The 12,638-nt window shown below is 73.5% G+C and carries 8 protein-coding genes and 1 pseudogene; 6 read left to right on the top strand and 3 right to left on the bottom strand.

Annotation, left to right across the window (positions count from 1 at the left end):
- Positions 1 to 183: 183 nt before the first annotated feature.
- Both VR894_RS16480 and VR894_RS16475 read right to left on the bottom strand, forming a co-directional pair.
- On the bottom strand, positions 184 to 1,263 hold the full coding sequence (locus VR894_RS16480; RefSeq protein ID WP_324653293.1) for an inositol-3-phosphate synthase: 1,080 nt from the start codon (positions 1,261 to 1,263) through the stop codon (positions 184 to 186).
- Positions 1,260 to 1,931 carry a PadR family transcriptional regulator gene (locus VR894_RS16475; protein WP_324653291.1) on the bottom strand — a complete coding sequence of 224 codons (672 nt, stop codon included), beginning with the start codon at positions 1,929 to 1,931 and terminating at the stop codon, positions 1,260 to 1,262. The genes VR894_RS16480 and VR894_RS16475 overlap by 4 nt, the downstream gene beginning before the upstream one ends.
- Positions 1,932 to 2,126: 195 nt before the next feature.
- Between VR894_RS16475 and VR894_RS16470 the strand changes: the two genes are divergently transcribed.
- Together VR894_RS16470 and VR894_RS16465 are read left to right on the top strand one after the other, a co-directional pair.
- Positions 2,127 to 3,458, top strand: a complete 1,332-nt coding sequence (locus tag VR894_RS16470) for an MFS transporter (protein ID WP_324653289.1) — start codon at positions 2,127 to 2,129, stop codon at positions 3,456 to 3,458.
- A gap of 44 nt (positions 3,459 to 3,502) precedes the next feature.
- Positions 3,503 to 4,036, top strand: a complete 534-nt coding sequence (locus tag VR894_RS16465) for a carbonic anhydrase (protein ID WP_324653288.1) — start codon at positions 3,503 to 3,505, stop codon at positions 4,034 to 4,036.
- Here VR894_RS16465 and VR894_RS16460 read toward each other — a convergent pair.
- Entirely contained in the window at positions 4,033 to 5,487 is a 1,455-nt protein-coding gene (locus VR894_RS16460; protein WP_324653286.1) for a CCA tRNA nucleotidyltransferase, read from the bottom strand. The genes VR894_RS16465 and VR894_RS16460 overlap by 4 nt on opposite strands.
- A 121-nt stretch (positions 5,488 to 5,608) precedes the next feature.
- Between VR894_RS16460 and VR894_RS16455 the strand changes: the two genes are divergently transcribed.
- The 4 genes and pseudogenes from VR894_RS16455 to VR894_RS19140 all read left to right on the top strand — a co-directional run.
- On the top strand, positions 5,609 to 6,130 hold the full coding sequence (locus VR894_RS16455) for an NUDIX hydrolase (RefSeq protein ID WP_324653284.1): 522 nt from the start codon (positions 5,609 to 5,611) through the stop codon (positions 6,128 to 6,130).
- Positions 6,127 to 8,310 (top strand): DUF6049 family protein, encoded by a 2,184-nt coding sequence (locus VR894_RS16450; protein WP_324653283.1) that lies wholly within the window; start codon positions 6,127 to 6,129, stop codon positions 8,308 to 8,310. The genes VR894_RS16455 and VR894_RS16450 overlap by 4 nt, the downstream gene beginning before the upstream one ends.
- Positions 8,307 to 12,449 carry a murein biosynthesis integral membrane protein MurJ gene (locus VR894_RS16445; protein ID WP_324653281.1) on the top strand — a complete coding sequence of 1,381 codons (4,143 nt, stop codon included), beginning with the start codon at positions 8,307 to 8,309 and terminating at the stop codon, positions 12,447 to 12,449. The genes VR894_RS16450 and VR894_RS16445 overlap by 4 nt, the downstream gene beginning before the upstream one ends.
- Positions 12,450 to 12,515: 66 nt before the next feature.
- Positions 12,516 to 12,638, top strand: a pseudogene (locus VR894_RS19140) (thioredoxin-disulfide reductase); the annotation flags it as partial.

The following is a 12,638-nucleotide window of genomic DNA, read 5'->3' as shown; positions in this document are numbered from 1 at the left end:
CGGACATGCCTGCCCGACGACCACTCAGTATGCGGTACCGACCTTGCCGCACCGAGGGTGGGGACGCCCGTCAGGAGCACCCTTCACACAATCCGCCCACCGTCGTCGCAGAAGCACGCGACCCGCTGTGCGCCCGCTCACGGCACCGCCGGCCGGGCCGCGGAGGTCCGGCCGGCGGGCGCCTCAGCGCTCGACGTCGCCGGCGATGAAGGCCTCGACGGATGCGCGGGCGACGTCGTCGGCGCGCTGCTCGGGCGGGGACTTCATGAAGTAGCTCGACGCGGCGGTCAGCGGGCCGCCGATGCCGCGGTCGAGGGCGATCTTCGCGGCACGGATGGCGTCGATGATGATGCCGGCGGAGTTCGGGGAGTCCCAGACCTCGAGCTTGTACTCCAGGTTGAGCGGGACCTCGCCGAATGCCTTGCCCTCGAGCCGCACGTAGGCCCACTTGCGGTCGTCGAGCCACTGGACGTAGTCGCTCGGGCCGATGTGGACGTTGCGGGGCGCGAGCTCGCCGACCATGTTCGACGTGACGGCCTGCGTCTTGGAGATCTTCTTCGACTCCAGGCGCTCGCGCTCGAGCATGTTCTTGAAGTCCATGTTGCCGCCGACGTTGAGCTGGTAGGTCCGCTCCAGGCGTACCCCGCGGTCCTCGAAGAGCTTGGCGAGCACGCGGTGGGTGATGGTGGCGCCGACCTGGGATTTGATGTCGTCCCCGACGATCGGCACACCGGCGGCGGTGAACTTGTCCGCCCACTCCCGCGTCCCGGCGATGAAGACCGGCAGCGCGTTGACGAAGGCCACGCCCGCGTCGATCGCGCACTGGGCGTAGAAGCGCGCGGCGTCCTCGGAGCCGACGGGCAGGTAGCAGACGAGGACGTCGGCCCGGGCCTCCCGGAGCGCGGCGACGACGTCGACCGGCTCGGCGGCGGACTCCTCGACCATCTCGGAGTAGTACTTGCCGAGGCCGTCGAGCGTCGGCCCGCGCTGCACGGTCACGCCGGTGGACGGCACGTCGCAGAGCTTGACGGTGTTGTTCTCGCTGGCGTCGATGGCGTCGGCGAGGTCCAGGCCGACCTTCTTCGCGTCGACGTCGAACGCGGCGACGAACTCGACGTCGCGGACGTGGTACTCGCCGAAGGTCACGTGCATGAGACCGGGGATGGTCTCCTGCGGGTCGGCCTCGGCGTAGAACGTCACGCCCTGGACCAAGGAGGACGCACAGTTGCCGACGCCCACGATGGCTACGCGGATGGAACTCATTCTTGCTCCCTGTGTTCGGTGGTGGACGGGGCGCCGGTGACGCCGTCGTCGGTGGGGTCGGGGGGCCCGGGCGCGGGTGGTGCACCCGTGGGTTTGGGGCCGCGGAGGTCGAGGGCACCGGGGGTGCCCCGCTCGGTGTCGATGAGGTTCTCCAGCCACTCGACCTCGCGCTCGACCTGCTCGAGCCCGTGCCGGGCCAGCTCGGCGGTGTAGGCGTCCATCCGCACGCGAGCGCGCTGTGTCGACTCGCGCAGCATGGCCATCCGTTCGACCATCCGCGCGTGCCTGCCCTGGAGGATGCGCAGGCGGGTCCGGGCGTCGGTGGTGCCGAAGAGCGTGAACCGCACGTCGAAGGTCTCGTCGTCCCACGCCGTCGGCTCCGCCGTGGCCAGCGTCTGCGCCAGGCGGGTGCGTCCCGCGTCGGTGAGCTCGTAGACGATGCGGGCGCGGCGGCCGGCGAGGGCGTGCGGAAGGGCACCGCCGTCCGCCTGCGTGATGAGCCCGGCGGCCGTCAGTCGGCGCAGGGCCGGGTAGAGGGACCCGTAGGACAGCGTCCGGAACGCGCCGAGCTGTGCGCTCAGCTGGCGGCGGAGCTCGTACCCGTGCATCGGGGTCGCCCCCAGCTGGCCGAGGATGGCGAGCTCCAGGACCTCGGCGCGTGTGCTCATCCACCCTCCTCCGCCATGTGGCTAGGTCGTCGCGATGTATCGCGGCGATATATCTAGCGAAGAGTAGCGCAGCCCGGTAGCCACGCGTGCCGCCCGCACGCCCACGGGGCCCGTCACGCGGCCCCGCCGGCGGCAGGACGGCGTCGGATAGCCTGCACCGGTGCCGACCCGCCCCGCCGCCCGCGTGGGCCTGCCGTGAGCGTCCTGTCCGACCTGCGCACGCTGGTGGTCCACCCGGGCTTCCGCAAGCTCTTCACCGTGCGCCTGGTCTCGCAGTGCGGCGACGGCATGTTCCAGGCCGGCCTGGCCGCGCTGTTCTTCTTCAGCCCGCAGAACATGGCCACCGCCTCCGGGGTGGCGGCGGCCTTTGCCGTCCTGCTGCTGCCGTTCACGGTCGTCGGCCCCTTCGCCGGGCCGCTGCTCGACAGGTGGCGCCGTCGGCAGGTCCTTGCCGTCGGGAACGCCGTCCGGGTCCCGCTGACCGTTGTCCTGGCGACCCTCATCGCGGTCGACGGCGTGAGCGTCCTCGTCTACGCCCTCGCCCTCGTCACGCTCGGCATCAACCGCTTCCTCCTCGCTGGGCTGTCCGCCGGCCTCCCCCGCGTCGTCCCGCGCGACCAGCTGCTCATCGCCAACACGCTCACCCCCACGCTCGGCGCCGTGTCCGCCGCCGCGGGCGCCGCCACCGGCTTCCTCATCAGCTTCGTCGCGCCCGACGCGGTCACGGACTCGGCGACGCTCATCTGCGCCGCGCTGCTCTTCGCGGCCGCCTCCGCCCTCGCCCTGCGGCTCGGGCGCGACGAGCTGGGCCCGACGGCGCGAGCACGGGTCGAGGTCACCGACGCGGTCCGTCGCACCCTGGGTGACCTCGCCGACGGCGCGCGCTACCTCGTCCGCCGCGGCACGCCGGGCCTCGGGCTGAGCGTCATGGCGCTCCACCGGTTCCTCTACGGCGTCAACTTCATGGCGCTCATCCTCATCTCCCGCAACCTGCTCTCCGACCCGGCCGACGCGCAGGCCGGCTTCGCCACCTTCGCGCTGCTCACCGGGATCTCCTTCGCGGGCAACGGCCTCGCGATCGTGCTCACCCCGATCGCCCACGAGCGGATGCGGCCCTCGGCGTGGATCGTCCTGTGCCTCGGTATCGGTGCCACCAGCCAGCTCATGCTCGTGACGACGCCGCTCACGGGCGTCGTCGCCGCGTCCGCCGTGTTGCTCGGGCTGAGCGTCCAGGGCGCGAAGATCGCCGTCGACACGATCGTCCACCGCGACACCTTCGACGACTACCGCGGCCGCGCGTTCTCGCTGTACGACGTCATGTACAACGCCGCCTTCGTCGCCGCGGCCGCGCTGGGCGCGTGGGCGCTGCCGGACACCGGGTGGTCCCGCGCCGTCTTCGCGGTGCTCGCCGTCGTCTACGTCCTCCTCGCCCTCGGCTACCGGGCGGCGACCCGCCGGCTGGCGGACACCCCGCGTCCGGTGCTCGCCGGTGAGGCCGAGGAAGCTCGGGAGCGGCCCACCACCTGAGCCTCGACCGGACGACGACGGCGCACCCGAGTAGCGTCGTCCGCATGACCTCAGCCGAACCTCAGCTTCCGTCGTCCGAGCCGGGCGCCGCCTTCGCCGACCTGCTCGCCGCCAACCGCCGCTACGCCGCCGACTTCCGGCTGGCCGGCTTCGACGGTGTGGCGCGTGCCGGCGTCGCGGTCGTCACGTGCATGGACTCGCGCCTCGACCCGCTCGGCATGGTCGGCCTCGTCCCGGGTGACGCGAAGATCCTCCGCAACCCCGGCGGACGGGTGACCGACCAGGTGCTCGTGGCGCTCGTCCTCGGTGTCAACCTGCTCAACGTGGACCGGGTGCTCGTCGTCCAGCACACCCGCTGCGCGATGGCCTCACGCTCCGAGGAGGAGCTCCAGGCCGAGATCGGGCGGCGCCGCGGCCAGGACGCGACGTGGATGTCGTTGGGCGTCATCACCGACCAGGTCCAGTCACTGCGGGCGGAGGTCGCCAAGGTGCGCTCGCACCCGCTCATCCCGCAGACGGTCGCCGCCGCCGGCTTCCTCTACGACGTCGACACCGGCCTGCTGGAGCCGGTCGCCTAGCTCTCGTCCCGGGCGGCCCACCAGGCGAGCAGGGCCTCGCGGGCGGCGTCCTCACCGAGCGGCCCGCGCTCCATGCGCAGGTCGAGCAGGAACCGGTAGGCCTTGCCGACCGTGGGCCCGGGCGGGACCCCGAGGATCGACATGATCTGCTCGCCGTCGAGGTCGGGCCGGATCTTGGCGAGCTCCTCCTCCTCGGCGAGCGCCACGATGCGCTCCTCGAGGTCGTCGTAGGCGGCGGCCAGGCGCATCGCCTTGCGGCGGTTGCGCGTCGTGCAGTCGGCGCGGGTGAGCCGGTGCAGCCGCTCGAGGAGGGGGCCGGCGTCGGTGACGTAGCGGCGCACCGCCGAGTCGGTCCACTTGGCCTCGCCGTAGCCATGGAAACGCAGGTGGAGCTCGACGAGCCGCGCGACGTCCCTGACGGTCTGCTTGTCGAACCGCAGGGCGCGCAGCCGCTTGGCGGCCATCCGGGCGCCGACGAGCTCGTGGTGGTGGAAACTGACGCCACCGCCCGGCTCGAAGCGCCGGGTCGTGGGCTTGCCGATGTCGTGGAGCACGGCGGCCAGCCGCAGCACGAGGTCGGGTTTCGGCACGGCCCCGTCGGGCCCGGTCTCCAGCTCGATCGCCTGGTCGAGGACGACGAGCGTGTGCTCGTAGACGTCCTTGTGCCGGTTGTGCTCGTCGACCGTCCGCTGCAGCTCCTCGAGCTCGGGCAGGACGACGGCGGCCACGCCCGCGTAGACCATGAGCTCCAGCCCGCGTCGCGGCCGGTCGCTGATGAGCAGCCGCTCGAGCTCGGTCCGGATGCGCTCGGGGGACACGATCTCGAGGCGGTCGGCCATCGCCGACATCGCCGTGAGGACCCCCGGTTCGACGTCGAAACCGAGCTGGGCGCTGAACCGCGCGGCCCGCATGATCCGCAGCGGGTCGTCGTCGAAGGACTGCTCCGGGTCGGCGGGCGTGCGCAGCATGCCCGCCCGGAGGTCCTCGAGGCCGCCGTGCGGGTCGACGAACGTCAGCGACGGCAGGCGCACGGCCATCGCGTTGACGGTGAAGTCGCGGCGGGAGAGGTCGCCCTCGAGCGTGTCACCGTACTCGACGACGGGCTTGCGTGAGTCCGCCTCGTAGGCCTCGGTCCGGTATGTCGTCACCTCGACGACGACGTCGCCCCGGCGGGCACCGATGGTGCCGAACTCCTTGCCGACGTCCCAGTGGGCGTCTCCCCAGCGGGCGAGCAGACGCTGGGTCTCCTCGGGGCGGGCGGAGGTGGCGAAGTCGAGGTCGTGGCTGACGGTGCCGAGGAACGCGTCGCGCACCGGTCCACCGACGAGGGCGAGCTCGTACCCGGCGTCGGAGAAGACGGTGCCGAGCTCGAGCACGGTGGGCGGCAGCGCGGTGAGCGCGGCGGCGGCCGTCCGTGCGAGCGCGGCGGGGGAGTCGTTGATGGGCGGCACTTGCCACAGCCTGCCACGCCACTGCGGCGGGCGGCCATGCGGCGACCGCCGCAGTGGCCGGATGTGACCAATCGTGCGCGTGGGCCAACCGCCGCGCAGGTCTGTTGATTATGGTGACCTCATGTCCGCCGTCCCGTCTCCGCGCCGTCGCGTCCCGGCGCCGCCGCGTCCTCGTGCCGCTCCGGTGCGCTCGGCGCTGCTGCCGGTGGTGGACGAGACGTCGGCCGGGGGACTCGTCGTGCGGGTCGAGGACAGGCAGGCCTTCACCGCCGTCATCGCCCGCCGCAACCGCGGTGGACGCCTCGAGTGGTGCCTGCCCAAGGGCCACCTCGAGGGAGAGGAGACCCCGCAGGAGGCGGCCGTCCGGGAGATCGCCGAGGAGACGGGCATCACCGGCCGGGTGCTGCGCCACCTCGCCACCATCGACTACTGGTTCTCCGGGGACGACCGTCGCGTGCACAAGGTCGTCCACCACTACCTCCTCGAGGCGACCGGCGGCGAGCTGACGATCGAGAACGACCCGGACCACGAGGCCGAGGACGTCGCGTGGGTCAGCCTGGAGGAGGTCGCCTCCCGCCTGGCCTACCCGAACGAGCGGCGCGTCGTCGCCACCGCGAGGGACGTGCTGGCCGGCCGCGCATGAAGATCTCCTGGACCTCGTCCGGGGCCGGCACGCGAGCCCTCGCGCTGCTCATGCTCGCGGTCCTCACCTGCCTGCTGCCCGGCTCGCTCGCGACGGCGACGGCGACCCCACGCGACGACCCCACGACCGCGGCCGCCGAGGACCCCACCCCGGGTGTGACGGACGATGGTGTCACCGTCGCCCTCACCGACATCCAGCCGGAGGTCCTCACCCCCGGCGAGGACCTCGTCGTGCGCGGCACGGTGACCAACGGCACGCAGACGGAGATGGCGCTGCCCGAGCTGCGGCTCCGGGCCCAGCAGAGCGCGCCGATCAGCAGGTCCCTGCTCGACCGGTGGCTCGACCCCTCGTCGCTGTCGGCGACGACGCTGCTCCACGCCGAGCGCCTGGAGGAGCCCGTCGCGCCGGGCGCAACGGTCCCGTTCACCCTCTCGGTTCCGGCGGACTCCGTGCCCTACCCGCAGACCTACGCCGCGTGGGGTCCGCGCGGGCTGGAGGTGACGGTCCACGACGCGGAGGCGACGACGGTCGGTGAACCGGCCACGACGCGCAGCTTCCTCCTGTGGTGGCCCGACATCGAGGTGGAGACGATGCCGCTCGCGGTGCTCGGGGCAGTCGCACCGACCGCACCGGAGCGCGCCGCGGCACAGGAGTCCGGCGCGCGGCTCGACGCCGTCGCGGCGGAGCGGCTCGAACCCCTCCTCGCCGCCCTCGACCGGCCCGCCGTCGACCTGGCCGTCGATCCCTCCCTCCTCGTCGACGTGCCCGCCGTCGTCGACCTCACCGTCGGTGAGTCGTCCACCGACGCCGCGGCCGAGGAGCCGACGCGGGCGCCGACCACCCAGAAGAGCACCCTGCGCTCCACCATCGGGGAGATCGCCGCGGCCCCGGGGCGCACGGCCCATGCCCTCCTGTGGGCGGACGCCGATGCCGCGGGCCTGGCCCACGCCGGCCGCAGGGACCTCCTCGACACGGTCGCGGACGCCCGCGACGACGCCCTCGACCAGGCGGGCGTCCCCGCGCGGACCGGCCTCGCCTGGCCCGTCGGCGAGCGCCCGGACGCGGAGACGCTCGGTGCGCTGGCCGACGCCGGCGCCACCTCCGTCGTGCTGCCGAGCAGCGGGCTGGCCGTGACGAACCGGCTCACCTACACGCCGTCGGCGCGGGCGGACGTCGCCGTGGACGGGACCGACCTGCGCGCCGTGCTCACCGACGAGCGGCTCTCCGGGCTGCTCACCGGCAGGCTGCTCCCGGTCAGCCCGGACGTCGACCAGGCCGTCGTCGAGCTCGATGCCCTGACCGCACGCCAGTACCTCCTCGCGGAGACCGCCGTCGTCGCGCGCGAACGACCCGCCGACCGGCGCGACCTGCTCCTCACCGTCCCGCGCGACTTCGCGGGGGACCCCAACGTGCTCGCCGACCAGCTCGCCGCCCTCGACGGCGCCCCCTGGCTCGAGCGGATCGGGCTCACCGAGATGCTCGCCCACCCGGCCCCCGAGCTCGAGCGCGAGTCCCTGCCGACCAGGGCCGTCGCCGCGGGCGAGGTCGACGCCGCCGAGCTCGCCCGCGTCTCCGAGGTCCTCGAGCAGACCACCGCCTTCGCCGGGGTGCTCGAGGAGCCCGAGGCTCTCGTCGACCCCGTGCGGACCTCCCTCCTGGAGGTGACGTCAGCGGCGTGGCGTGAGCTCCCGGAGGCCCGCGAACGTCTCGTCGCGGCCGCGGAGGAGGCCGCCGCGGCGCGCCGCGGGCTCGTCGCCGCCCGGCCGAGCAGCACGCTCAACCTCATCAACAACGAGGCCCACATCCCCGTCGCCGTGACGAACGAGATGTCCCGGGCCGCCCACGTCCTCGTCCGGCTCTCCCCCCGCGACCCGCGGCTCGTCGCCGACGAGGTCGTCGAGCTGGAGATCCCACCGCAGCAGTCCGCGACGGCGCAGGTGCCGGTCCACGCGGTCGGCAGCGGCGACGTCGTCGTCGACGTCGTCCTCGCCGCACCGGACGGGACGCCGATCGACGAGCCGACCGAGATCCGGGTCCGGGTGCGCGCCGACTGGGAGACGGTGGGCACCGCCGCCGTCGCCGGGCTGCTCGTGCTCATGCTCGTCATCGGGCTCGTCCGCACCGTCAGACGGGGGCGACGACGCACGCTCGAACCCGCCGCCGAGGAGGCACCCGCATGAGCTCCGAACGTCGGGGGCTGGCAGGCTCCGCCGCGGTCATGTTCTCGGGCACCCTCGTCTCCCGGATGCTCGGCCTGCTGCGCAACCTGGCGCTCGTCGGCGCCATCGGGGTCACGGGCGCGGGCAACTCCTTCGCCGTCGCGAACAAGCTCCCCAACGTCGTCTACATGCTCGTCGCCGGCGGCGTCCTCAATGCGATCCTCGTCCCGCAGATCGTCCGCGCGATGCGTGGCCGCGACGGCGGGGACGAGTACGTCAACCGCCTGCTCACGATGGCGGGCGCCGCACTGCTCGGGCTCACGCTCCTCCTCACGGCCGGCGCGAGCGTGCTCGTCACCGTCTACGCCTCCGAGCTCGCCCCCGAGTGGTTCGAGCTCGCCGTCGCCTTCGCCGTGTGGTGCATCCCCCAGCTGTTCTTCTACGGGATGTACACGCTGCTCGGGCAGGTGCTCAACGCGCGCGGCATCTTCGGTCCGTACATGTGGGCCCCGGCGCTCAACAACGTCATCGCCCTCGTCGGCCTGGTCACCTACATCGTCGTGTTCGGGGGGACCCCCACGGGGACCCACGAGGACCCGGGTGCGTGGGACGGGCTGCGCATCGCCGTCATCGGCGGCAGCGCCACCCTGGGGGTGGCTCTCCAGGCGCTCATCCTCGTCGTGCCGCTGCGCCGTGCCGGGTTCCGGTTCCGCCCGCGCTGGGGCCTGCGCGGCTCCGGCCTGGGCCGGGCGAGCAAGGTGGCGACCTGGGCCTTCGCGAGCCTGCTCGTCGCCCAGCTCGGCTTCATCGCCATTTCCAACCTCGCGGCCGCCGCCGCGGACAGCGGTGACGGCTTCGTCGCGGGCAACGCCGCCTGGGAGAACGCGAACTTCCTCTACCTGCTGCCGCAGTCGCTCATCACGGTGTCCCTCGTGACGGCGCTGTTCACGCGCGTCTCGGACTACGCGGCAGCAGGGAACACGGCCGCCGTGCGCGACGACCTCTCCCTCGGCCTGCGGACCATCGCGGTCTTCACCGTCTTCGCCGGCGGAGGGCTGGCGGTCCTCGCCCTGCCGCTCGTCCAGGCCGCCGTGCCGACGACGACGCTTCCCGAGGCGCAGGGCATCGCTCGCATCGTCGTCGCCCTCCTCGGCGGCATCGCTGCCCTGGGCGCCTTCACCATGATCCAGCGGGTGTACTACGCCTTCGAGGACACCAAGTCCCTGTTCAAGCTGCAGATCCCGCTCACCGCGATGGTCGTGGCCGGCTGCCTGCTGTCCACGCTGCTGCCCCCCGAGTGGTGGCTCGTCGGTGCCGCCGCGGCGAACACCCTCTCGAACGTCGTGGGCTCGGTCGTCGCCTACCTCGCGCTGCGGCTCAAGCTGCCGAGCCTCGACGGCGCCCGCGTGCTGCGCACCCACATCCGCCTCGTGCTGGCCGCAACCCCCGCGCTGCTGCTGGGCTGGGGACTGCTCCACCTCATCGGGCCGGCCTCGGCCGCGGACGTCTGGGTCGCCCGGATGGTGATCTCCCTCGTCAAGGCCGGGCTCGTCGGCGCCGTCATGCTCGGCTGCTACCTCGTGCTGCTCCGCCTGCTCAAGGTCTCCGAGCTCGACGTCATCCTGACGCCGGCGCTGCGGGTACTGCACCGCGTCGCGGGCCGCGTACCCGGCCTGTCCGGGGTGGCGGGCGCGACGGCGGGCGACACGTCGCCAGTCAGTACCATGGAGCCCGACGACAAGAGCGGCCCGGAACCGGGGCCGGACAGAGGGAGCAGGACGCTGGACGACCACGGACCGGGCACGCCCCCGACGCTGGCACAGGGCACGCTGCTCTCCGGGCGTTACCTGCTGGAGCGCGAGCTCACCCCCGTGCTGCCCGGAACCGCCCTGTGGCGTGGACGCGACGAGATCCTCGACCGGGGAGTCCGGGCGCTGGTCCTCCCGTCGACGACGGGTGCGTCCGCCGAGACGCTCGACGCCGCACGTCGGGCCGCGCTGGTCGACGACCCTCGCCTCGAGCGTGTGCTGGACGTCGGCGCCCACGAGGGGCACGCCTTCGTCGTCACGGACGTCGCCAACGGCCCGTCGCTGGCCGAGCTCACGGCGACCGGCGTGCTGCCGCCCGAGCAGGCGCGCGCCGTCGTCGGGGAGGCGGCCAGCGCCCTCGAGGCAGCTCGCCGGCGCGGGGTCCACCACCTCGTCCTCACCCCCTCCGCCGTCCACGTGACCACCGACGGCCAGGTCCGCCTCGGCGGCCTCGGTGTCGCCGCCGCCTACCTCGGTCTCGACCTCGACCCGCTGGCCGCCGCCCAGGAGGACACCCTGGGTCTCGTCCGGCTGCTGTACCTGGCGCTCACCGGCGCCTGGCCCAGGCCCGCCGGCGGGCCGGACCTGCCGGAGCAGGTCCCCCCCGCACCGGTCGTCGCTGGCAGCCCCGTCGCGCCCAGCGCCCTGCACGCCGACATCCCCGCGGACCTCGAGGCCCTGTGCACACGGACGCTCACGTCGCCGAACCAGGGTCCGCGGACCCCGAGCGAGCTCATCCGTGAGCTCGCCCCCTGGCGCGACATCAACGTCGAGGCGCTTACCAGCGACTACCCGCTCTGGCCCCTTACCGGGACGTCGACTCCGGCGGCCCCTGCTGCGACAGCTGGACCCGGCCCGGACGCGGGCACCGGCGCGGGGATGGTCGGCGCCGGCGCTGCCGCTGCCGGGGCTGCTGCGGCCTCCGCAGCGGCGGGTGCAGGCCGCGGCGACAGCGGGCACCCAGCACCGGACACCAAGGTGTCCGGCGACGACGCCGAGGGCCCGCCCTCTCCTCCGCCCGCAACCGGCGATCCGGACGAGACCGCCCATCCCGACGAGCCCGGAGACGTCGCCGAGACCGACGCGGCGGGCGGGACAGCCGAGGGCGCGGACGAACGCTCCGTGCCTGAGACCGGGACCTCCGTTGCCTCCGCACCGCCGTGGGAGAGCGTCGTCGGTGCCGAGCCCGGCACGGTCGAGACGCCCGTCGACACCTCCGCGTGGCGTCCGCGCGCCCTGCCCGAGGACGCCGCCGCGCCGGCGGACTTCAGTGCCGTCCTCGCCCCGCAGGACGATCCCGGCTCGTCGGCCCGGCCGGCACGTCATCCGCGGGGATCGGTCGTCACCGCCGCCGTGGGCGCGGGCGTCGGTGGCGCAGCCGCCACGGTCGCGGACGCCACCCGGACGGCAGCCGACAGCGTCCGCCAGCGGTTGACCGCGGGTGCGGAGAAGATCTCCGCCGCGGCCGCCGCCCGGTCCGCCGAACGTGAGGCGAGGGCGGAGCAGGAGCTCGCGGCGACCCGCGAGGCCGACGTCCGGGCCGCCGTCGAGCAGGGCAGGGTCCCGGCAGACCCGCCACCACCCACGCCGACGGTCAGCGACTCGCCGCCGGCCACGGTGCCGTCCACCGTGGAGCAGCCGCCCGCCGAGCCATCGTGGGGATCCTTCGTCGAGGAGCCCGAGCCGGGGGCGCCGGTCCCGTTCCGGGAGCGGCGGCTCGACCCCACCCCCATCGTGCTCGCCGTCGCGTTCGTCGCCGTCCTCATCGGCGCGATCATCGCCTTCCGGACCCTCACCGCCGACCCCGAGCCCTATCAGCCGCCCGCCGCGGAGACGACGCAGGCACCCGCCCCCGAGGAGCCCACCGAGCCGGCGAGCGAGCCGGAGCCCACCAGCGCTCCGGAGGAGCCTGCCGCCCCGGCAGCGCCGCCCGTCATCGCCTCCATCGCACCGCTCGACCCGGAGGGTGACGGGGCCGAGAACCCCGAGCTCACGCCGCGAGCGTTCGACGGCGACCCCTCCTCGTACTGGCGCTCGCGCTCGTACGTCGACCCCAACTACGGCATGAAGTCGGGCATCGGGCTGCACGTCCAGTTGGAGGAGGCCACCGTCGTCTCCTCGGTGACCATCGACCTCATGGGGCAGGGTGGAAACGTGGAGATCCGCGCCACCGACCCCGCAACGCCCACGGAGGGCGACGTGCTCGCCTCCGGGGCGATGGGCCCCGGCACCACCTTGACCTTCCCCGAGCCGGTCGAGACCGACAGGCTCGTCCTGTGGTTCACCTCGCTGCCGGTCGCCGACTCCGACGGTCGCAACCGCATCGAGCTCGCCGAGCTCACGGTTGGCTGAGCCGGAACAAAACGGGACGCCACAACCTTGACCTGAGCAGCAACCCTCCCCCAGCAGCAACGAAGGATGGACATGATCGAGCTGAGCAACCTCTCTCCGACTGCGTCGACCGGCGATGCGGGTCTCGTGCACGAGGTGGTGGTCGTGGGGTCGGGTCCGGCGGGGTATACGGCGGGGATCTATGCGGCG

The sequence above is a fragment of the Georgenia sp. H159 genome (assembly GCF_035607575.1).
In the GTDB taxonomy this organism is placed as follows: domain Bacteria; phylum Actinomycetota; class Actinomycetes; order Actinomycetales; family Actinomycetaceae; genus Oceanitalea.
This window is presented reverse-complemented; position numbering and strand designations above follow the sequence as displayed.